The sequence below is a fragment of the Streptomyces sp. NPDC048338 genome, assembly GCF_043201055.1.
In the GTDB taxonomy this organism is placed as follows: Bacteria; Actinomycetota; Actinomycetes; order Streptomycetales; family Streptomycetaceae; genus Streptomyces.
Genome location: NZ_JBICYQ010000001.1, coordinates 871,716 through 893,793 on the forward strand (window position 1 = coordinate 871,716; position 22,078 = coordinate 893,793).

Here is a 22,078-nt window from a genome sequence, read left to right on the forward strand (position 1 = left end):
CCGCCGCGGCTGCCAGGCAATCTACGCGAGCGGCGACGCGGGCCGCCCGCGTATTCCGCTGGGTGGACGGCGTCCCGGGCCGTGCCGGAACGGGCCGATGGGCCCGCTCCGGTGCCGTCCCGGGCGTCGGTCGGGCGCCTTCAGGCGTCCTCGCGCGCTCCGTCCGGGCCGGCGCCGTGCTTCGCCCGCCACGCGGAGGTGATCATGTCGCGGACGTCGTACTCGGCCTTCCAGCCGAGTTCGGCGGAGATCCGCTCGGCCGAGGCGATCACCTTGGCGGGGTCGCCGGCCCGGCGGGCGACGATCTCGGGGGTGACGTCGAGGCCGGTGACCTCGCCGACGAGATCGATGATCTCCCGGACCGAGACGCCTTCGCCGCGGCCCACGTTGAGCGTGAGGTCGCGCGTCTCGCCGGCCTCCGCGTACGCGTCGAGGCGGCGGGCCACGACCAGGTGCGCGTCGGCGAGGTCGGCGACGTGGACGTAGTCGCGGATGCAGGTGCCGTCGGGGGTCGCGTAGTCGTCGCCGAAGATCCGCGGCGGCAGTCCGGCGTCCAGCCGCTCGAAGACCATCGGCAGCAGGTTGAAGACACCGGTGTCGGCGAGCTCGGGCGTGGCCGTGCCCGCGACGTTGAAGTACCGCAGGCAGGCCGTGGAGATGCCGTGCGCGCGGCCGGCGGCGCGCACCAGCCACTCACCGGTCAGCTTCGTCTCGCCGTAGGGGCTGAGCGGCGAGCAGGGCGTCTCCTCGGTGACGAGTTCGACGTCGGGCATGCCGTAGACGGAGGCCGAGGAGGAGAAGACGAACCGGCGGACGTCCGCGTCGGCGGCGGCCTGCAGCAGGATCTGGAGGCCCGTCACGTTCTCGTGGTAGTAGAAGAGCGGGCGCTCGACGGACTCGCCGACGGCCTTCTTGGCGGCGAGGTGGACGATGCCCCGCACGGCGTGCTCGCGCAGCACGCGGTCGAGGAACGCCCGGTCGAGGACCGTGCCCCGTTCCAGCGGGACGCCCGCGGGGATGCGGGCCGCGTCGCCGGCGCTGAGGTCGTCCACGACGACCACCCGCTCACCGGCCTCGGTCATGGACTTGACGACATGGGAACCGATGTATCCGGCACCGCCGGTGATGAGCCACGTCATCCGGGCAGCCTAACCGGTGCGCGGGCCCCTACGGCCCGGCGCCCGGCGCTCCGGCGGGCGACCCGTTGCGCGGCGCCCCGGCCCGGCGCCCGGCGATCGGGGCCGCGCGCCCCCGGACCTCCGTGCACCGGTCTCCGCGCCTCGCACCCCACGTCCCCCGGTGCCCCGCGTCCCCTGTGACGCGGACGGCCCCGCCGCCCCGGGAGGGGGTGGCGGGGCCGTCGGCGTAGGGCCGTGGCCGCCGGACGGACGTCCGGTGGGCGGGTCCGCTCGGCCTCAGACGGTGCCGAGCGAGGCGCGGAACGCCAGGCAGTCCTCGTAGCGCGGCAGGATGCCGGCCTCGCGGGCCTGGGCCAGCGTCGGGCCCTGCGCGTCCTTGGCGGACAGCTCGGGCTCGCCGGTGACCGGCCAGGCGATGCCGATCTCGGGGTCCAGCGGGTACACGGTCCGCTCGCGCTCGGGGGCGTAGCCCTCGGAGCAGAGGTAGGTGACCGTCGCGTCGTCCGTCAGGGCGCAGAAGCCGTGACCGAGACCCTCGGAGAGGTAGACCGCGTTGCGCTGGGTGTCGTCGAGGCGCACGGCCTCCCACCGGCCGAAGGTCGGCGAGCCGACCCGCACGTCGACGATCACGTCGAGCACGGCGCCGCGGACGCAGGTCACGTACTTCGCCTGCCCCGGCGGGACGTCGGCGAAGTGGATGCCGCGCAGGACACCGGCCGCGGAGACCGACATGTTGGCCTGCTTGAGACCGAGCGGGTGGCCGACGACCTCGGCGAGCCTGTCCGCCTTGTACCACTCGAGGAAGAGGCCGCGGGCGTCCCCGTGCTGCTGCGGAACGAATTCCCAGGCGCCCTCGATACCGAGGGGATTGACCTTCATTGCGAAGTCCTTATATCGGTGCGATATCAGTGCGGTGACGCCACGAATACGAAAACGGCGAAAGCGACTACGCCTCGTACGCGAGAAGGTTCAGCAGATAGTCGCCGTAGCCGCTCTTGGTCAGCGGCTCGGCGAGGGCGCGCAGCTGCTCGTCGTCGATGAAACCGGCACGCCAGGCGGCTTCCTCGAGGCAGCCGATCTTCATGCCCTGGCGCTCCTCGACGACCCGGACGTACTCGGACGCCTGGACCAGGGACTGGAAGGTGCCGGTGTCGAGCCAGACGGTGCCGCGGTCCAGGACGGAGACCTGCAGCTCACCGCGGTCGAGGTAGTACTTGTTGACGTCCGTGATCTCCAGCTCGCCGCGGTCGCTGGGCTTGAGGCCCTTGGCGACCTCGACGACACGGCTGTCGTAGAAGTACAGACCGGGGACGGCGTAGCGGGACTTGGGGTTCGCCGGCTTCTCCTCGATGGAGCGGGCGCGCCCCTCCTCGTCGAAGTCGACCACGCCGTAGGCGGTGGGGTCGGACACGGCGTGGGCGAAGACCACACCGCCCTCGGGCTGCTGGAACGTGGCCAGCTGCCGGCCGAGGCCGACGCCGTGGAAGATGTTGTCGCCGAGGATGAGGGCGACGGGCTCGTCGCCGATGAACTCCTCGCCGATCACGAAGGCCTCGGCGATGCCGGCCGGGCGGTCCTGGGTGGCGAACTCGATGTTCAGGCCCCAGTCCGAACCGTCGCCGAGCAGCCGCTCGAACTGCGGGCGCTCCTCGGGCCCGGTGATGACCAGGATGTCCCGCAGACCGGCCATCACGAGCGTCGACAGCGGGTAGTAGATCATCGGCTTGTCGAAGACCGGCATCAGCTGCTTCGACACGGCTCGGGTGATCGGCCAGAGCCGGGAGCCGGTACCACCGGCAAGCAAAATTCCACGCATGGTCCCGCAGCCTACGACAGCCGCCGGGGCCCGGCCGCCACGATGCCGGTGACACCCGCCACTGAACGGCGCCCACCGGGGAGCCCATAGAATGGCGTCCCTTATGAAGATTCTCGTCACCGGCGGCGCCGGCTTCATCGGTTCTCAATTCGTGCGCGCTCTCCTCTCCGGGGAGCTGCCTTCGGGCGAGGGTGCCCATGTCACGGTCCTGGACAACCTGACCTACTCGGGCAACGAGGCGAACCTCGCGCCGGTGGCCGACAAGGCGGGCTACACGTTCGTCCACGGCGACATCCGCGACGCCGCGGTCGTCGACGACGTCATGCGCGGCCAGGACGCCGTCGTGCACTTCGCGGCCGAGTCCCACGTGGACCGTTCGATCATGGACGCGTCGCCGTTCGTGACCACGAACGTGCTGGGTACGCAGGTGCTGCTCGACGCCGCGAAGCGCCACGGCGTGGGCCGCTTCGTGCACGTCTCCACGGACGAGGTGTACGGCTCCATCTCCGAGGGCTCCTGGACCGAGGACTGGCCGCTGGCCCCGAACTCCCCGTACTCGGCCTCCAAGGCGGGCTCCGACCTGCTGGCCCTGTCGTACCACCGCACGCACGGCATGGACGTCGTCGTGACGCGCTGCTCCAACAACTACGGGCAGTACCACTTCCCCGAGAAGATGATCCCGCTGTTCGTGACGAACCTGCTGGACGGGAAGAAGGTGCCGCTGTACGGCGAGGGCCTGAACATCCGCGACTGGCTGCACGTCTCGGACCACTGCCGTGGCATCGAGATGGCGCTGCGCGGCGGCCGCGCCGGTGAGGTCTACCACATCGGCGGCGGCACCGAGGTGACCAACAAGGAACTGACCGGCATGCTCCTCGACGCCTGCGGCGCCGGCTGGGACATGGTCGAGCACGTGGCCGACCGCAAGGGCCACGACCTGCGCTACTCCCTGTCGATCGCCAAGATCCAGGAGGAGCTGGGCTACACCCCGCTCGTCACCTTCGAGCAGGGCCTGGCCACGACCGTGGACTGGTACCGCGACAACCGCTCGTGGTGGGAGCCGCTCAAGGCGAAGGCGGCGCTCTCCGCATGAGCCGCTGGCTGATCACCGGCGCGGGCGGCATGCTCGGCCGTGACCTGCACGAGGTCCTCCGGGAGGGCGGGGCGCACTCCGTCACCGCGCTCACCCGCAAGGACCTGGACATCACCGACCTGGAGGCCGTCCGGGCCGCGGTCGCCGGTCAGGACGTCGTGGTCAACGCGGCGGCCTGGACCGACGTCGACGGCGCGGAGGCCGAGGAGGCCGCGGCGACCCGGGTGAACGGCGACGCCGTACGGGTCCTCGCCCAGGCCTGCGCCGAGCAGGGCGCGGTGCTGCTGCAGGTCTCCACGGACTACGTCTTCCCCGGGGACGCCGACCGGCCGTACCCGCACGACGCCCCGACCGCTCCGGTGAACGCCTACGGCCGCAGCAAGCTGGTCGGCGAGCTCGCCGTCGCCGAGCTGCTGCCCGAGCGCGGCTACGTGGTGCGGACGGCCTGGCTGTACGGCGCCCACGGCCGCAACTTCGTCTCCACGATGCTGGGCCTGGCCGAGCAGCGCGAGACCCTCGACGTGGTCGACGACCAGCGCGGTCAGCCGACCTGGACCCGGGCGCTCGCCCGCCAGCTGCGGGACCTCGGCGAGGCGGCGGTGGCGGGCACGGCCCCGGCCGGCGTCTACCACGGGACCGCGAGCGAGACGGCGACCTGGTTCGATCTCGCACGGGCGGCGTTCGAGCTCTCGGGTCTCGACCCGGAGCGGGTGCGTCCGACCACGTCGGAGAAGTTCGTCCGGCCGGCCCGGCGTCCCTCGTACAGCGTCCTGGCGCACGAGCGCTGGGCCGAGGCGGGCATCGCCGTGCAGCCGCACTGGCGCGACCAGCTCACCGAGGCGCTCCGTTTCATGACCGAGGGCGGACGGCCTTCCCAGTGAGTCTGCTCGACCGCATCACCACCGCCCTGCCGCGAGGCACCGCTTTCGTCGGTGTCGGCACCGCGGTGCTCGGCGGGGCCAACTACGTCCATCTCGCGGCGGCGGGGCACTCGCTCTCCGTCGACGACATGGCGAGCTTCTCGGTCCTGTGGACCGTCGTGGCCTCCATAGGACTGGGTCTGTTCTTCCCGGTCGAGCAGGAGATCACCCGGGTGGTCGCCTCCCGGGTGGTCTCCGGCGACGGGGCGCTGCCCGTGCTGCGGCGCGGCGCGGTGCTCTCGTTCGCGCTGCTCGCGGCCGTGCTCGTGCCGCTCGGGCTGTTCGCCGGGCAGCTCGCCGACCTGTTCTTCCACGGGGACCGCAGCCTGGTCCTCGCGCTCGGCGGCGCCTTCGCGGCGCTGGCCTGCGCCCATGTGACGCGGGGCATGCTCGCCGGACTCGGCCGTTTCGAGGCGTACGGGCTGCAGCTCGGTCTCGACGGTCTGCTCCGGATCGGACTGTCCGCGGCCATGGCGCTGGCCGGGGTGACCTCCGTCTTCGCCTTCGCCATGGTGATGACGGTGGCCCCGGTGATCTCGGTGCTCGTCACGCTGCCGTCCGTGTTCCGCGGGGCGCGTGCGGGTTCGACGGCGCGGTGGCGGGAGCTGATCGAACACCTCGGGCTGCTGGTCGGTTCGACGCTGCTCGCGCAGGTACTCGTCAACATCGCGGTGATCAGCACCAAGTTGATCGCGACGGACGACAACGCCCTGGTGGCCGCGCTGCTCTCGGCGCTGGTCCTGGCCCGGGTGCCGCTGTTCGCCTTCGGCGCCTTCCAGGCGTCGCTGCTCGCCGGTCTGTCGACCGCGCAGGCGGAGGGCGACACCCGCGGCTACCGCCGGATGCTGCTGCGCGCCTCGGCGATCACGCTGGGTCTCGGCGCGGCCTTCGGTATCGGCGCGGTCGCGCTGGGGCCGGTGCTGCTGCCGATGCTGTTCGGCGCCCCGGACGTGCTGGGGCCGGTCGACTTCGCCTGGCTGTCGCTCGGCACGACCTTCTACATGCTGGCGATGGTGCTCGGCCAGGCGCTCCTCACGAGTGGTGCCGCACGGCAGCAACTGCTGGCGTGGATCGTGGGAACGGTCGTACTCGGTGCGATTACTCTCAGTCCGCTGGAGCTGCGGACGAGGGTCGAGATCGCCTACGCGGTGGGGTCGCTGGCGGTGGTCACCAGCATGACTCTCGTTCTTCGCTCTCGTGTAGGCTACCGTTCGGTGCACTCATAGGAATGATCACCATTCCCTCACTCTCCGTGACCATCGCGGCGGACAGTGGACTGCAATCCGGCGGCTTCTTCGCCAGCCGCCCACCCTGGAAGAGTAGACAGGCCCTTTCCATGAGTCGTCCGATACACCGGAGCCTGGCGTGAAGTTGTGGATGCTGACTTCGGTCACCGGAGTCTTTCTCGTCGCGTGCATCATCGAGCTGTTGCGCCGCCGCAAGCTCAAGGAGAAGTACGCGTTCCTCTGGGTGCTCACCGGACTGGTGATCATCCCGCTCGGCTTCTTCCCGACGGGTCTCGACTCCATCGCCCGCGCGGTGGGGGTCGCCTCGGGCGTCAGCCTCATCCTCTTCCTGAGCGTCGCGTTCCTCTTCATCGTCTGCCTCCAGCTGAGCTGGGAGGTGGGTCACCTCGAGGAGGAGGGCCGCACCCTTTCGGAGGAAGTGGCTCTGCTCCGCATCGACGTACAGGAACTGCGGGCGCAGGCGGCGAAGAACGCGCCGTCCGGGGAGAAGGCCGACGCGGCCGGCCAGGGGGGCCTCAAGTGATCGACGGCAAGCGCGTATTGATCATCATGCCGGCGTGGAACGAGGCCGAGGGCGTCGCCGACGTCGTCAAGGAGGTCCACACGACCCTCCCCGGCGTCGACGTCCTCGTCGTGGACGACGGCTCGGCCGACGACACGGCCGTCGTGGCCCGCGGCGCCGGCGCGACCGTGATGAAGCTCCCTTACAACCTCGGCGTGGGCGGCGCGATGCGCGCCGGCTACCGCTACGCGCACGACCGCGGCTACGACGTGGCCATCCAGGTCGACGCGGACGGTCAGCACGACCCGCGCAACGTGCCCCAGCTGCTCGAGCGCCTGGACGCCGGCGCCGACCTGGTGATGGGCGCGCGCTTCGCCGGCACCGGGGACTACGAGACCCGCGGCCCGCGCAAGTGGGCGATGCTGGTGCTCGCCTTCTGGCTCTCCCGGATGGCGAAGACCAAGCTCACCGACGTCACCTCGGGCTTCCGCGCCTCCAACCGCGACCTGATCGACGTCTTCGCGCACTGGTACCCGGTCGAGTACCTGGGCGACACCGTGGAGTCCACGATCGCCGTGGTCCGGGCCGGCTACCGCATCGAGCAGGTGCCCGTCGCGATGCGCCCCCGTGCCACCGGCACCCCGAGCCAGTCGCCCTGGAAGGCGACGCTCTACCTCGGCCGCATCGGCATGATCCTGCTCCTCGCCCTCAGCCGGCGCTCGGCGCTCGGCCCCAAGGGGAAGGGCAAGTGACGGCGGTGGACACCCTCGACATCATGCTGCCGCACTACGGCGACACCGGGCTGCTCCAGGCCGCCGTACGCAGCGTGCTCGACCAGACCGACAAGGACTGGCGGCTGACCGTCGTCGACGACGGCAAGGAGGAGGGTGTCCCCGAGTGGTTCGCCTCCCTCGGCGACAGCCGCGTCCGCTACCTGCGCAACGAGCAGAACCTCGGCATCACCAAGAACTTCCGCAAGTGCGTGGACCTGGTGGAGTCCTCGCACTTCACCATGCTGGGCAGCGACGACATCCTGCTCCCGGACTACGTGGCGACCATCCGCAGGACGGTGGCCGCCGTCCCCGACGCGGCGATCTACCAGCCCGGCGTCCAGGTCATCGACGAGAACGGCGCGCCGTCGACCACCCTCATCGACGAGGTCAAGCGGCGGCTGTACGCGCCCAAGGCCACCAGCCGTCAGGTGCTGTCCGGCGAGCCGCTCGCCGCGAACCTGCTCAGCGGCAACTGGCTGTACTTCCCCTCGATCTGCTGGCGCGCGGACATCGTCAAGGAGATCAGCTTCCGGGAGGACCTGTCGGTCATCCAGGACCTGGCGCTGATCATCGAGATCATCCGGCGGGGCGAGAAGCTCGTCGTCGAGCCGACGGCGGCGTTCCAGTACCGCAGGCACTCCGCCAGCCTCTCCTCCGGGGAAGCCGTGTCCGGCGCCCGCTTCGGCGAGGCCCGCCGCTTCTTCCTCGACGTCGCCGACCAGCTCGACCGCCACGGCTGGCCCAAGGCCGCCCGGGCGGCACGACGCCACCTCTCCATGAGACTGCACGCGCTGAGCATGGTTCCCGGAGCGCTTCGCCGGCGCCGGTCGGGGACCATACGCACCCTTCTCGGTTACGCCTTGTCCACGAGTCAGCGCTGATCAGACAGCCAAGCCCCTGTCTCCCACGTCAGATTCCACGGTATTGAGATGACACAGACGCAATCCTCCGCTTCCGAAGCTCCCCTGTTCAGCATCATCGTTCCCACCTTCAAGGTGGAGGCGTTCCTGCGGGACTGCCTGGACTCCGTGCTGGAGCAGTCTTTCCAGGACTACGAGCTCCTCGTGGTGAACGACTGCTCGCCGGACGGATGCGGCGAGATCATCGACGACTACGCGAAGGCCGACGCCCGCGTCGTCCCGATGCACCTGGAGCAGAACGTCGGTCTCGGCCGTGCGCGGAACGCCGGCATGGCCCGCGCCAAGGGCACGTACCTGCTGTTCCTGGACAGTGACGACACGATGCTGCCCGGCTCGCTCGCCGCGATCGCCGCGCGCATCGAGGAGACCTCGCGCCCGGACCTGGTGGTCTTCGACTACTCCCGTACGCACTGGGACGGCCGCATCGCGCCCAACAGCCTGGCGCACGTGCTGGCCAAGGCCGCGCAGCACGGCTCCTTCTCGCTGAAGGAGCAGCCCGACCTGCTGATGCTGCTCCAGGTCGCGTGGAACAAGGCGTACCGCCGCGACTTCATCGAGCAGTGGGGCTTCCAGTACCCGACGGGCTACTACGAGGACACCCCCTGGACCTACCCGGTGATGATCGCGGCGGAGTCGATCTCCGTCCTCGACCGGGTCTGCGTCTACTACCGCCAGCGGCGCCAGGGCAGCATCCTGCACTCCACCAGCCGCAAGCACTTCGACGTGTTCGACCAGTACGACCTCGTCTTCGCCTTCCTCGCCGAGAACCCGCAGTTCGACGAGTGGCGCGGGACGATGTACGAGCGGATGGTCAACCACTTCCGCGCGGTCGAGTCCTCCCCCGGCCGGCTGCCCGACGACTCCCGCGCCGATTTCCGCGAGCGCTGGCAGGTGGCCGACAAGGCCCACCGTCCGCAGGGGCAGACGGAGATCAAGCCCAAGGGCGCGCTGGTCCCGAGCAAGCACCGCTCCAAGGCCCGCAAGACCGTCCACGCCCTGCGCAAGCAGAAGTCGCTGGGCGCGCGCCTGAAGAAGAAGCTCCGCAAGCGCGTCCTGTCGTCGTACTACCGCGCCCAGCGGATGCTGCCCGTCCAGAAGGACGTCGCGGTCTTCTCCGCGTACTGGGGCGCCCGCTACGCCTGCAACCCGGCGGCGATCGACGAGAAGATGCGGGAGCTCGCTCCCGGCATGCGTGCCGTGTGGATCATCAAGGACGGCGCCGACGCCGTCCCGCCGAAGGGCACCGTCACCGTCCACCCGGGCTCGCTCGGGTTCTGGAAGGCGATGGCCCGCGGCAAGTACTTCGTCAACAACGTCAACTTCGCGCCGAACGTGGTCAAGCGTCCGGGCCAGGTCCACCTGCAGACCCACCACGGCACGCCGCTGAAGCGGATGGGCGTCGACCTGGCGGAGTACCCGGTCGGCCGCCGCGGGATGAACCTGCAGCGTCTGATGGACCGTGTGGACCGCTGGGACTACAGCCTGACGTCGAACAGCTTCTCCACCGCGATCTGGGACCGCGCGTACCCGTCGTACTACGAGCCGCTCGGCTACGGCTACCCGCGCAACGACGTCCTCGTGAACGCCACCGCGCAGGACGTGGCCACGGCCCGCCGCAAGGTCGGCCTCGCCGAGGGCACCAAGGCGGTCCTGTACACGCCGACGCACCGCGACTACCACGAGGGTCCCCAGCAGATGCTGGACCTGGACCGGTTCGCGGAGGCGCTGGGCGAGGAGTGGACCGTGCTCGTCCGGGCGCACTACTTCTACGCGCAGGGGAGCCTGCTCGCGGGCGGCACGAGCGGCAGCGCCCGTCTCGTCGACGTCAGCGCGTACCCCTCCGTGGAGGAGCTGTACCTCGCGTCCGACTGCCTGCTCACGGACTACTCGTCGGTGATGTTCGACTACGCGAACCTCGACCGGCCGATCGTGATCTACGCGAACGACTGGGACGTGTACCGCACCACCCGCGGCAGCTACTTCGACATCACCGTCGACTCCCCCGGTCTGACGCTGCAGACGGAGGAGGAGCTCACCGAGGCGTTCGCCTCCGGCCGCTGGAACAGCGAGGAGTCCGACCGGGCCCGAGCCGAGTTCCGCAAGCGGTTCTGCGAGTTCGACGACGGTCACGCCGCGGAGCGCGTGGTGCGCAAGGTGTTCCTGGGTCAGGACAACGTGCCGGCGGTGCTGCCGATCGGCGACCGCCCGGTGGTGCCCCGTCCGGATGAGGAGCCGGCGACGCCGCCTCGCCCGCGTGACCGAGAGACCGTCTGAACCGGCTAGTCTGTTCGACTGATCCTTCGTCCGTCCTCGACCAGCCAGCGGAGCCGAGTTGAATCTCCCGCGCATCCCCTACCTCAGCGAGCAGTGGGCGAAAGTCCCGGAGCGTCGCCGGCTGCCCCTGGCGGTCTACGCGACCACCCAGGTGCTGTTCCTGCTGTGGTGGGCCGCGTTCTACCCCGGCGCCCTGAGCTACGACTCGATCACCTACGTGTGGCACGTCACCACGGGCCACTGGGAGTCGAACCACTCGGTGGCGTACGACGCCCTGGTGTGGCTGTCGCTCAACACCACGGGTGATCTGGCGGTCCTGACGCTGGCTCAGACCATCGCCATGTCGGCGGTGCTCGCCTACTGCGCCGGCACCCTTCGGGAGTGGGGTGTCCGGGGCCGCTGGGCGGCGCTCGTCGCGGTGGTCCTCGCCGTGGCACCGCCGACGGCCGTCTTCATCATCTTCGTGTGGAAGGACGTGCCGTTCGTCATCGGCGGCATCCTGGCCTTCGGCGCGGCGGGCCGGCTCGCCGCCCGCCGGGCGCGGGGCCGGCAGGCCGAGCGCGACCGGGTGTTCTACCGCGACATGGGACTGCTCTTCCTGGGCTTCCTGTCCCTGGCGGTCTTCCGCAACAACGGCATGCTCGTCGCCGTCGTCGCCGCCCCCGTGCTGCTGCTCTCGCTGCCGAAGATGCGGCGGTGGCTGCTCGCGGCGACGGCCGTGCCGGTCGCGGTCTTCATGCTGCTCACCGCGGTGATCTACCCTGCCGCGGGTGTGAAGACGCCGCCGAAGGACGCGGTCTACGCGTTCTTCTACGCGGACATCGCGGTGGCCTACAAGCAGCGCCCGGGCTTCTTCACCAAGCAGGACAAGGCCCTGATGAAGGACATCGCGCCGCTGTCCCACTGGGGCGGACGGGCCGGCAACTGCTACAACGCCGACTGGGCGATGGAGTCGCCTCCGATGAACCGGCCGCTCGCGGCCGAGCGCAACGACGAGCTGATGGCCCTGTGGCGCCGGGTGCTGAACCGCACGCCGGACCTCGTCGTCGGTGCCCGGGTGTGCCGTGCGCACATCGCGTGGGCGGTCTTCCCCGGGCCCAAGGAGCTCCGGGCGAACACGCTGCTCAGTGACCCGCAGACGTCGAAGACGCTGTTCAGCTACCTCAAGTGGAACGACGACATCAAGAACAGCGAGTACCGGCCGATCCTCAAGATCCGCCCGCTGAACGAGTCGCTCCACACCCTGGCCGACTTCTCGTGGCGTGCGAGCAAGGTCCCGCAGCTGCAGTGGCTGCTGTTCCGCGGCGCGATCTGGTGCTACGCCACCTACGCGATCGTGCTGCTGTTCCGCCGCCGCACGAAGCTGGCCGGCGTGCCGGCGCTGCTGGCGGTGACGCTGGGCCTCCAGCTGACCGTGCTCGCGGCCAACCCGGCGCCGCTCTGGCGCTACATGATCGGCCCGATCTTCATCGGCGTCCTGACGCTCCCGCTGATCAAGGCCAACCCGCGGTTCGCCAAGCGGAACGACGAGGCGTCGGCGAAGACCGACCCGAAGTCGGACCGGGAGCCCGAGCCGGAGCCCGAGCCGGTGCACTGACCGTCACACCGTACGAAGAGGGGCCCGCCCCCGGCCGCGTCAGCGGCTGGGGGCGGGCCCCTCTTCGGTCTGCGAGGGACGACCCTGAGAGTGCCGTGGAAACGCCGCCGCGCCGGACCCCGTGAGGAGTCCGGCGCGGCGGCGTGGACAGGGGGAGGTGCGGCCCGCCCCCGGGCGCTCCCTAGAAGGGGTCGAACTCGTCGTACTCGCGCTGCGCCTCGTCGCGCTCGGCGTCACGGTCCCGGCGGCGCTGCGCCGCGGGGCGCGGGGCCTCCAGGCGGTGGTCCTCGCCACGGCGGCCGAGCATCTCGGCGCCGGCCATCATCGTGGGCTCCCAGTCGAACACGACCGCGTTGTCCTCGGCACCGATGGCGACGCCGTCGCCGGAGCGGGCACCGGCCTTCATCAGCTGGTCCTCGACGCCCAGGCGGTTGAGACGGTCGGCCAGGTAGCCGACGGCCTCGTCGTTGTTGAAGTCGGTCTGGCGGACCCAGCGCTCCGGCTTCTCGCCACGCACCCGGTAGAGGTCCTCGCTCTCCTCGTACGTGACGGTGAACCCGGCGTCGTCGACGGCCTTCGGGCGGATGACGATGCGGGTCGCCTCCTCCTTCGGCTTGGCGGCACGCGCCTCGGCCACGATGCCGGCCAGTGCGAAGGACAGCTCCTTCAGACCCGTGCGGGCCACCGCCGACGCCTCGTAGACCTGGTATCCGCGCTCCTCCAGGTCCGGGCGGATCATGTCCGCGAGGTCCTGGCCGTCCGGGATGTCGATCTTGTTGAGGACGACGATCCGGGGCCGGTCGTCGAGGCCGCCGTACTGCCGCAGCTCCTCCTCGATGACATCGAGGTCGGAGATCGGGTCACGGTCGGACTCCAGCGTCGCGGTGTCCAGGACGTGCACCAGGACGGAGCAGCGCTCCACGTGGCGCAGGAACTCCAGGCCCAGGCCGCGGCCCTGGCTCGCGCCCGGGATGAGGCCGGGGACGTCGGCGATCGTGTACACGGTCGAGCCGGCGGTGACGACACCCAGGTTGGGGACCAGCGTCGTGAACGGGTAGTCCGCGATCTTCGGCTTGGCGGCGCTCAGCACCGAGATCAGCGAGGACTTGCCGGCGCTCGGGTACCCCACCAGGGCCACGTCGGCGACGGTCTTGAGCTCCAGGACGATGTCCCGTGACTCGCCGGGCTCGCCGAGCAGCGCGAAACCGGGGGCCTTGCGGCGTGCGGAGGCCAGCGCGGCGTTGCCGAGGCCGCCTCGGCCGCCCTGGCCCGCGACGAAGGTGGTGCCCTCGCCGACCAGGTCGGCGAGCACGTTGCCCTGCTTGTCGAGGACGACGGTGCCGTCCGGCACGGTCAGGACGAGGTCCTGGCCGTCCTTGCCGGAGCGGTTGTCGCCGGCGCCGGGCTGGCCGTTGGTCGCCTTGCGGTGGGGCGAGTGGTGGTACTCGAGGAGCGTGGTGACGGACTGGTCGACGACCAGGATCACGTCACCGCCACGGCCGCCGTTGCCGCCGTCGGGGCCACCGAGCGGCTTGAACTTCTCGCGATGGACGGAGGCGCAGCCGTGGCCTCCGTTACCCGCGGCGACGTGCAGCTCGACGCGGTCCACGAAGGTGGTCATGTTCTGTGCCTCCAGTTGGGGGGTCCCCCCGGCCGGCCGGCTGGAGGCAAACGTGCGGAATGTCTATCTAGTAACACGCGAAAGGCGGACCCGCTTCCCCAAGGGGAAGTGAGGTCCGCCTCCGCAGAGAACCGATCAGGCGACCGGAACGATGTTCACGACCTTGCGGCCACGGTGGGTGCCGAACTGCACCGAACCGGCCTGCAGGGCGAACAGGGTGTCGTCGCCGCCGCGGCCGACGCCCGAGCCCGGGTGGAAGTGGGTGCCGCGCTGGCGGATCAGGATCTCACCGGCGCTGACGACCTGACCGCCGAAGCGCTTCACGCCGAGCCGCTGAGCGTTGGAGTCGCGACCGTTCCGAGTGGACGATGCGCCCTTCTTGTGTGCCATCTCTCCTCAGTCCCTTACTTCGCAGCCGCGGGGATGCCGGTGACCTTGATCGCCGTGTACTGCTGGCGGTGGCCCTGGCGACGGCGGTAACCGGTCTTGTTCTTGTAGCGAAGGATGTCGATCTTCGCGCCCTTGTGGTGGTCCACGACCTCGGCCGTGACCTTGATGCCGGCCAGGACCCAGGGGTCGCTGGTCACGGCGTCGCCGTCGACAACGAGCAGGGTCGAGAGCTCGACCGTGTCGCCAACCTTGGCAGTGGAAATCTTGTCAACCTCAACGATGTCGCCGACAGCAACCTTGTGCTGGCGACCACCGCTGCGCACGATGGCGTACACGCGGATCTCTCTCTCACTCGGGAACGAACCCCTGATGCCAGCCGCTCACACGGGCCGGGGCCCGCGACGATCCGGAAGTGGACGAGCGGCCTCTCCCGGCAGACCGGGAGGAGGGTGCTCAGGGGTAGTGGCGCGCCATACGACACGCCGACGGTCAAGGTTACGGGCCGGTGCCGTAGAGGGTCAAATTCGGCGGAAGGTCACGCGTCGCCGGTCTCGGCGACGAACCCGCGCAGCCATGCCCGGAACTCGGGGCCCAGGTCCTCCCGCTCGCACGCGAGGCGCACGATCGCCCGCAGGTAGTCGCCGCGGTCACCGGTGTCGTAGCGGCGGCCCTTGAAGACCACGCCGTGCACCGGCCCGCCGAGGTTCTCGTCCTGCGCCATCTGCTGCAGGGCGTCGGTGAGCTGGATCTCGCCGCCGCGGCCCGGCTCGGTCTCCTTGAGGATCCCGAAGACGGCCGGGTCCAGGACGTAGCGGCCGATCACCGCGTAGCTGCTCGGTGCCTCGGCCGGGTCCGGCTTCTCCACCAGGCCGGTGATCCGCACGACGTCGGCGTCGTCGGTCGGCGCCACGGCGGCGCACCCGTACAGGTGGATCTGCGCCGGGTCGACCTCCATCAGCGCGATGACGCTGCCGCCGCTCTGGGCGAGGACCTCCAGCATCCGGGCGAGCAGCGGGTCGCGCGGGTCGATCAGGTCGTCCCCGAGGAGGACCGCGAAGGGCTCGTCGCCGACGTGCGGGGCCGCGCACAGGACGGCGTGGCCGAGGCCGCGCGGGTCGCCCTGACGGACGTAGTGCATCGTCGCGAGCTCGCTCGACTCCTGGACCTTCGCCAGCCGCTCCTCGTCGCCCTTGCGGGTGAGCGCGGACTCCAGCTCGTAGTTCCGGTCGAAGTGGTCCTCCAGCGGGCGCTTGTTGCGGCCCGTGATCATCAGGACGTCCGGGAGACCCGCCGACACCGCCTCCTCGACCACGTACTGGATCGCCGGCTTGTCGACGACCGGAAGCATCTCCTTGGGAGTCGCCTTCGTCGCCGGCAAGAACCTGGTGCCGAGACCGGCGGCAGGAATGACGGCCTTGCGGACGGTGACGGGCCGCGCGGGCCCGGTGGGGGTGTTGTTCATCGAGCTGGTTCCTGGTTCCGAGTCGCTTTGCTTTCAAAGCCGTGTGGGCCGTCCCCTTGCGAGAACGGCCCACACGGGCTGTGTCGGTACTGCGTCAGTCCTGCGCGGGGGCGGCCGTCTTCTTGGCGGCGGCCTTCTTGGTGGTCGTCTTCTTGGCCGCGGTCTTCTTGGCCACCGCCGTCTTCTTGGTGGCGGCCTTCTTCGCGGTGGCCTTCTTCGCGGTCTTGCGGACCGTCTTCTTGGCCGGGGCGGCCGCCTCGGCCTCGGGCTCCGCGGCGACGACCGGGTCCTCGACCGCGACCGGGGCGGCGGTCGGGGCGTCGACCACCACGACGGCGGCCTCCTCGGCGCCGCCCGGCGAACCGGCGGGAGCGGTGACCTTGCGGACCACCCGGCGGCGGGCCCGCGGCGGGGCGGCCACGGGGGCCTCCTCGGCGACGGGCGCCTCGACGACCGGCTCCGGCACGGCCTCGGCGACCGGCTCCGGGGCGACGACCGCCTCCGGGGCCGGCGCGGGGGACCCGGCCGGCGCGGTGGCCTTGCGGGTCGCCCGGCGACGGGTCCGGGGAGCCGGGGCGGCCTCCTCGGCGACCGGGGCCTCGGCCACGGGCGCCTCGACCACGGCCTGCGGCTCCGGCACGGCCTCGACCACGGGCTCCGGGGCGGGTGCGGACACCGGCGAACCGGCCGGCGCGGTGGCCTTGCGGGTCGCCCGGCGGCGGCCACGGCCACGGGTGGCGGCGGCCTCGGCCTCGGCGGCGCTGCCGTACAGCTCCTCGTCCGCGGCGATGGGCTCCTCCACGGCGACCGGCTCGGCGATCTCCGCGGCGATCTCCGCCTCGGTCTCGACGGTCTCGGTCTCCGCGGCCTCGACGTGCTCGTGCTCGTGCTCGTGGTGCTCGGCACCGCCGCGACCGCGCTTCTTCGAGCGCTTGCCGCTGCCGCCGCCGCCCTGACCGGCCGGCTGCTCCATGTGCACGATCACGCCACGGCCGTTGCAGTGGACGCAGGTCTCCGAGAAGGACTCCAGCAGGCCCTGGCCGACGCGCTTGCGGGTCATCTGGACCAGGCCCAGCGAGGTGACCTCGGCCACCTGGTGCTTGGTCCGGTCACGGCCCAGGCACTCCAGGAGGCGACGCAGCACCAGGTCGCGGTTGGACTCCAGGACCATGTCGATGAAGTCGATGACGACGATGCCGCCGAGGTCCCGCAGGCGCAGCTGGCGGACGATCTCCTCGGCCGCCTCGAGGTTGTTCCTCGTCACGGTCTCTTCGAGGTTGCCGCCCTGGCCGGTGAACTTGCCGGTGTTGACGTCGACGACGATCATCGCCTCGGTCTTGTCGATCACCAGCGAACCGCCGCTCGGCAGCCAGACCTTGCGGTCCAGCGCCTTCATCAGCTGCTCGTCGATCCGGTAGGTCGCGAAGACGTCGACCTCGCTCGTCCACCGCTGGAGGCGGTCGCCCAGGTCGGGCGCCACGTGGTTGACGTAGCCGTGGATGGTCTCCCAGGCGTCGTCACCACTGACGATGACCTTGGAGAAGTCCTCGTTGAAGATGTCGCGGACGACACGGACGGTCATGTCCGGCTCGCCGTACAGCAGGCTCGGCGAGGAGGTCGTGGACATCCTGGACTTCTTCTGGATCTCCTCCCACTGCGCCTGGAGCCGCTCGACGTCGCGGCGCAGCTCGTCCTCGCTCGCGCCCTCGGCGGCGGTGCGCACGATGACGCCCGCGTCCTCGGGGACGATCTTCTTGAGGATGGTCTTCAGACGGGCGCGCTCGGTGTCCGGGAGCTTGCGGCTGATGCCGGTCATCGAGCCCTCGGGGACGTACACGAGGTAGCGGCCCGGCAGGGAGACCTGGCTGGTCAGACGCGCGCCCTTGTGGCCGATCGGGTCCTTCGTCACCTGGACGAGGACCGACTGGCCGGACTTGAGGGCGGTCTCGATGCGGCGCGGCCCGTTGGCCATGCCGAGCGCCTCGAAGTTGACCTCACCGGCGTACAGGACGGCGTTGCGGCCCTTGCCGATGTCGACGAAGGCGGCCTCCATGGACGGCAGGACGTTCTGCACCTTGCCCAGGTAGACGTTGCCGACGTACGAGGTGGCCTGCTCCTTGTTGACGTAGTGCTCGACGAGCACGTTGTCCTCGAGGACGCCGATCTGGGTGCGCTCGCCGTTCTGGCGGACGACCATGACGCGCTCGACGGCCTCACGGCGAGCCAGGAACTCGGCCTCGGTGATGATCGGCACGCGGCGGCGGCCCTGCTCGCGTCCCTCGCGGCGACGCTGCTTCTTGGCCTCCAGACGGGTGGAGCCCTTGATGGACTGCACCTCGTCCGAGGAGGTGCCAGCCTCGGGCTTCTCCCGGGCCGGGCGGGGCTCGCGGACCTTGACGACCGTACGGACGCCGTCCTCGTCGCCCGCCTCGGAGTCGGAGGCGTCACCGCTGCGGCGGCGACGACGGCGACGACGGCGGGAGCTGCTGGTGCCGGCGGCGGACGGGGTGTCGCCCTCGTCCTCGGACTCCTCGTCCTCGGACTCCTCGTCGGCCTGGTCGGAGTCGTCCTCGGCGTGGGCGTCGTCGCCCTCCTCGGCCTCCTCGGCGTCGGCGAGCTCGCCGCGACGGCGGCGACGGCCGCCACGACGGCGACGGCGGGACGGCCGGTCCTCGTGGTCGTCGGTGTCGTCGGCGTCCTCGGCCTCCGCCTCGGGCTCCTCCGCCTCGACCTCGGGCTCCTCGGCCACGGTGGAGGGCACGGGCTCGACGACGGGCTCGACGGGCTCACCACGGCGGCGGCGACGGCGACGGCCGGCCGGCTCGGGGCGCTCCTCGGCGGCCGGCGTCTCCACGACGGCCTCTGCGGTCTCGGCGGTCTCGTCGACCTCCTCCTCCGGCTCCGCGGTCTCGGCGGCCACGGCGGCGGCTGCCGCGGCGGTCTCCGGGGTCTGGAACATCGGCTCGGTGAAGACCGGGGCCTGGAACACGGCGACGGCGGGGCGGGCGGCGCGACGACCCCGCGGGGTCTCCTCCGCCTTGGGCGCGACGACCGGCTCGGAGGTGAACTGCGGCGAGGTGGCGCGGCGGCGCGTCCGGCCGCGGGTGGCGGCCTGCTCGGCGGCGGCGACCTCGGGCTCGGCCTCGGGGGCGGTGATCTGCGCGACGGTCTCCTGCGGCAGGCTCTCGCCGGCCGGCTCGGGAGTGGTCGCCTTACGGGTCGCACGACGACGCGTACGCGGCGCCGGAGCGGCCTCCTCGGCAGGCACCTCGGCGGCGGCCGGAGCCTCGGCGGGGGCCGGAGCCTCGGCGGCGGCCGGAGCCTCGGGAGCCTCAACCGTCTCGGCGACGGGCTCAGGAGTGGTGGCCTTACGGGTCGCACGACGACGCGTACGCGGCGCCGGAGCGGCCTCCTCGGCGGCGGCCGGAGCCTCGGCGGCGGCGGGGGCCTCGGTGGCAGGGGCCTCGGGAGCCTCGACCGTCTCGGCGACGGGCTCGGGAGTGGTGGCCTTACGGGTGGCACGACGACGCGTACGCGGCGCCGGAGCGGCCTCCTCGGCAGGCACCTCCACAGCGGCAGGCGCCTCGGCGGCGGCCGGAGCCTCGGGAGCCTCGACCGTCTCGGCGACGGGCTCAGGAGTCGTGGCCTTACGGGTGGCACGACGACGCGTACGCGGCGCCGGAGCAGCCTCCTCGGCAGGCACCTCCACAGCGGCAGGCGCCTCGGCGGCCGGTGTGTCCACGACGACCTCGGCGGCGGTGTCCGCGGCGACCGGGGGGCCGGCCGGGCGGGAAGCGGCGCGGCGCCTGCGGCGCGGCGGCAGCTTGTCACCAGGTGCGGTGTTGTTCTCTTCGTTCGGCTCGAGCATGCGGGCGGTTCTCCCGTCACGCTCCCGGGCGCCGCGCCTGGTTCCGGTCCGGCGGCGCGGCCGCGCGCAATGCGCGGTGCCGCCGTCCGGGGCGCGGGCGCCGCACGGGAGCTGATGTCTGGCTCGCCGGTTCCGTACGCCTCTTGCGCACGGCCTGGCGAAAGTCTCCTGTGTCAGTGCGCGGCCCGACCCAGGTGGCTCCCGAGTACCAGGGCTGCGCTACAACGACCGCTCCCTACGCGGTACCGGTACCCGGCGCCGTCGCTGAGGAGGTCGCGGCGGCCGTGGGTGGAGCGGCCGTGACTGCCTCGCGGTCGGGCGCGAGCGGGTCGGTCACCGTGCCGGACTCCTCGTCGAAGAGCCCCTGCGCCAGCCTGGTCACCGCTGCGGGGACCGGCGGCGCCAGGTCGGCCACAGCTCGGAGACCGGACAGGACGTCGTCGGGTCGCACGGCAGGTGTCACGTGCCGAACAACCAGCCGCAGTATCGCACAGGCACTGTCCAGCGGCCTATCAGCCTCGGAACGAGCCTGTGGACGGTCGGCGACGAGGTCGGCGACGGCGGAACGGGCGTCGAAGGTGCGGATGCCGTTCTTCGTCTTGCGCTGCACCTCCACGGTCTCGGCCGCGAGGAAGGCCGCGACGGCCTTCTCCGCGTCCTCGACGGTGACGCCGTCGAGCCGCAGCTCCCACACGGAGGCGGTGAGCCGGTCGGCGAGTCCGGAGGTCCGGGCCTCGACGGCGTCGGTGATGTCGAGGCCGTCGGGGAGCGACTCGTCGAGCAGCGTCCGCAGCACCTGCGGGTCCCGCTGTTCGGTGAGGGCGATCTCCAGGTACTCGGCCTCGGAGCCCGTACCCGTGGGGGCGGCGTTGGCGTACGACACCTTGGGGTGCGGGGTGAATCCGGCCGAGTACGCCATGGGCACCTCGGCGCGGCGCAGCGCACGCTCGAACGCGCGCTGGAAGTCACGGTGGCTGGTGAACCGGAGGCGGCCGCGCTTGGTGTAGCGCAGTCGGATGCGCTGCACCGCCGGTGCGGGCGGCGGGCCTTCGGGCTGTCGCTTGCCCAGTGGTTCTTCTCCTCGGTGCGGAGCGGGCGCGGTGGCGCGCCGCCCACGGAATGCGGGTGGCCTCTGGGGGGCCCGTGACCGGCTCACCCCCGCTTTCGCAGGGAGATCTCGGGTGCGGGCGCCGCGCCGGAGGCGTTCGTTGTACTACCCAGAGTACGCGCCGGGGCCACCACCGGTTCCACAGGCTCGGTCACCCGGGGTCCGCCGACCAGAGCGTGCCAGGCGTCGCGGCGGGCCTGCCGGACGGTCGCACGTGCGGTGGCGAGCGCGTCGCGGGCGACGCGGCCCGCCTCGACGGCCGCGGTACGGGCCGGCGCCCAGATCCGGTCGCGGGTCCAGTGGCCGAGGGGGGTGCACACGCTCCGGTAGAACCAGGCGGCGGGCCTCCCGACGAGGTTCCAGGCGGCACGGCCGAGGGCGCGCCAGACGGCCCGGGAGACGAATCCCGCGATCCGCCAGCAGAACGTGAGCGCGTCGAGGAGTTCGCGGGCGAGGGGGACGAGCACGTGCCGCCCGACCCAGCCGAGCGGGACGACGACGCCGTAGCGGACCACGGGCACGAGGACGTAGCGCCACGCGCCGACCCAGGGCCAGACGAAGAGCACCTTGCCGAGCCAGGTCAGGGCGTGGCCGAGGCCGGTGAGCCCCAGGGCCAGCGCGCGTCCGGTGGGGGCGATCACCCATCGGTGCGTCCAGCGGGCCAGGTGGCCGAGGCCGGTGCCGAGCGGCACGAGGACCGCGCGGTACAGCCATCCGGCGGGCACTCCGATGCCGTAGCGGCAGACGGGCACGACGACGTACCGCCACAGCCCCACCCACGGCCACACGAACAACGCCCTCGCCAGCCACGCACCGGCCACGGCCAGCCCCCGGCCCAGCACCCCGAAGAACCAACGCAGGCCGCGCCCCACCGGCGCAAGCACCACCCGGTACAGCCACCCGGCCGGCACCACCACGCCGTAGCGCCACACCGGCACGACCACATACCGCCACAGCCCCACCCACGGCCACACGAACAACACCCTCGCCAGCCACTCCACGGTCATGACGAGACCGCGGAGGACGGGTACGAGGACGTGTTCGGCGAACCATCCCAGCGGGACGGTGACGGTGTACCGGAAGAGCCAGGCGGCGGCCCGCGCGAGCGGGCGCAGCAGCACCCGGTCGAGGGCCTTCGCGGCGACGACGAGGAGGTCCCAGACCATCCGGACGGGGACGACGACGACCAGGACCACGATCCGGACCGGAATCCTCACGACCACCGTCAGACAGCCCTCCGGTTCGGGCCGGGGCTGCGCGTTCTCCATGCTCATGCCGGAAATGACGCGACGGCCCGGCGGAGGGTTTCCCCTCGCACCGGGCCGTCGCCGGAGTGTTACCGGAATGG

General features: G+C 71.4%; 18 protein-coding genes. 8 read left to right on the top strand and 10 right to left on the bottom strand.

Features of this window, described 5'->3' with window-relative positions:
• Positions 1-140 precede the first annotated feature (140 nt).
• The 3 genes from galE to rfbA all read right to left on the bottom strand — a co-directional run bounded on the left by galE (position 141) and on the right by rfbA (position 2,955).
• Entirely contained in the window at positions 141-1,139 is a 999-nt protein-coding gene (galE, locus tag ACGFZF_RS04010) for a UDP-glucose 4-epimerase GalE (RefSeq protein ID WP_393550919.1), read from the bottom strand.
• A 276-nt stretch (positions 1,140-1,415) separates the two neighbouring features.
• Positions 1,416-2,018, bottom strand: coding sequence for a dTDP-4-dehydrorhamnose 3,5-epimerase (gene rfbC, locus ACGFZF_RS04015; RefSeq protein WP_356598744.1), 603 nt, complete (start codon positions 2,016-2,018; stop codon positions 1,416-1,418).
• Positions 2,019-2,085: 67 nt separating this feature from the next.
• Positions 2,086-2,955, bottom strand: coding sequence for a glucose-1-phosphate thymidylyltransferase RfbA (gene rfbA / locus ACGFZF_RS04020; protein ID WP_393550920.1), 870 nt, complete (start codon positions 2,953-2,955; stop codon positions 2,086-2,088).
• Between the two features lie 103 nt (positions 2,956-3,058).
• On the opposite strand from rfbA, the gene rfbB reads away from it, so the two are divergent.
• From rfbB to ACGFZF_RS04060, 8 genes are all read left to right on the top strand, one after another.
• Positions 3,059-4,048 (top strand): dTDP-glucose 4,6-dehydratase, encoded by a 990-nt coding sequence (gene rfbB, locus ACGFZF_RS04025; RefSeq protein WP_147977994.1) that lies wholly within the window; start codon positions 3,059-3,061, stop codon positions 4,046-4,048.
• Positions 4,045-4,929 carry a dTDP-4-dehydrorhamnose reductase gene (gene rfbD, locus ACGFZF_RS04030; RefSeq protein WP_393550921.1) on the top strand — a complete coding sequence of 295 codons (885 nt, stop codon included), beginning with the start codon at positions 4,045-4,047 and terminating at the stop codon, positions 4,927-4,929. Before rfbB ends, rfbD begins: the two co-directional genes overlap by 4 nt.
• Entirely contained in the window at positions 4,926-6,194 is a 1,269-nt protein-coding gene (locus ACGFZF_RS04035; RefSeq protein WP_393550922.1) for a lipopolysaccharide biosynthesis protein, read from the top strand. Before rfbD ends, ACGFZF_RS04035 begins: the two co-directional genes overlap by 4 nt.
• 151 nt (positions 6,195-6,345) lie before the next feature.
• Entirely contained in the window at positions 6,346-6,738 is a 393-nt protein-coding gene (locus ACGFZF_RS04040; RefSeq protein ID WP_393550923.1) for a DUF2304 domain-containing protein, read from the top strand.
• A complete protein-coding gene (locus tag ACGFZF_RS04045; RefSeq protein WP_356598755.1) occupies positions 6,735-7,469 on the top strand; it encodes a glycosyltransferase family 2 protein in 735 nt (244 codons plus the stop codon). Before ACGFZF_RS04040 ends, ACGFZF_RS04045 begins: the two co-directional genes overlap by 4 nt.
• On the top strand, positions 7,466-8,371 hold the full coding sequence (locus ACGFZF_RS04050; protein ID WP_393550924.1) for a glycosyltransferase family 2 protein: 906 nt from the start codon (positions 7,466-7,468) through the stop codon (positions 8,369-8,371). Before ACGFZF_RS04045 ends, ACGFZF_RS04050 begins: the two co-directional genes overlap by 4 nt.
• A 48-nt stretch (positions 8,372-8,419) precedes the next feature.
• Complete coding sequence (locus ACGFZF_RS04055; protein ID WP_393550925.1) at positions 8,420-10,684, top strand: CDP-glycerol glycerophosphotransferase family protein; 2,265 nt, start codon at positions 8,420-8,422, stop codon at positions 10,682-10,684.
• Positions 10,685-10,742: 58 nt separating this feature from the next.
• Positions 10,743-12,281, top strand: coding sequence for a DUF6020 family protein (locus ACGFZF_RS04060; protein WP_393550926.1), 1,539 nt, complete (start codon positions 10,743-10,745; stop codon positions 12,279-12,281).
• A gap of 181 nt (positions 12,282-12,462) precedes the next feature.
• Here the strand turns inward: ACGFZF_RS04060 and obgE are convergent, their stop codons facing one another.
• The 7 genes from obgE to ACGFZF_RS04095 form a co-directional block, all read right to left on the bottom strand.
• On the bottom strand, positions 12,463-13,902 hold the full coding sequence (gene obgE / locus ACGFZF_RS04065) for a GTPase ObgE (RefSeq protein WP_393550927.1): 1,440 nt from the start codon (positions 13,900-13,902) through the stop codon (positions 12,463-12,465).
• Between the two features lie 135 nt (positions 13,903-14,037).
• Positions 14,038-14,292: a 50S ribosomal protein L27 gene (rpmA, locus tag ACGFZF_RS04070; RefSeq protein WP_073914109.1), complete on the bottom strand. Its 255-nt coding sequence runs from the start codon at positions 14,290-14,292 to the stop codon at positions 14,038-14,040.
• A gap of 14 nt (positions 14,293-14,306) precedes the next feature.
• Entirely contained in the window at positions 14,307-14,627 is a 321-nt protein-coding gene (rplU, locus tag ACGFZF_RS04075) for a 50S ribosomal protein L21 (protein ID WP_015033583.1), read from the bottom strand.
• 200 nt (positions 14,628-14,827) lie between these two features.
• Positions 14,828-15,754, bottom strand: a complete 927-nt coding sequence (galU, locus tag ACGFZF_RS04080; RefSeq protein WP_393550928.1) for a UTP--glucose-1-phosphate uridylyltransferase GalU — start codon at positions 15,752-15,754, stop codon at positions 14,828-14,830.
• A 94-nt stretch (positions 15,755-15,848) separates the two neighbouring features.
• The gene (locus ACGFZF_RS04085; protein WP_393550929.1) at positions 15,849-19,622 is read right to left on the bottom strand and encodes a ribonuclease E/G; all 3,774 of its coding nucleotides are present in this window, start codon (positions 19,620-19,622) and stop codon (positions 15,849-15,851) included.
• A gap of 235 nt (positions 19,623-19,857) precedes the next feature.
• Positions 19,858-20,649 (bottom strand): TIGR03936 family radical SAM-associated protein, encoded by a 792-nt coding sequence (locus tag ACGFZF_RS04090; RefSeq protein WP_393550930.1) that lies wholly within the window; start codon positions 20,647-20,649, stop codon positions 19,858-19,860.
• Between the two features lie 125 nt (positions 20,650-20,774).
• Positions 20,775-22,004: a hypothetical protein gene (locus ACGFZF_RS04095; protein WP_393550931.1), complete on the bottom strand. Its 1,230-nt coding sequence runs from the start codon at positions 22,002-22,004 to the stop codon at positions 20,775-20,777.
• Positions 22,005-22,078 lie beyond the last annotated feature (74 nt).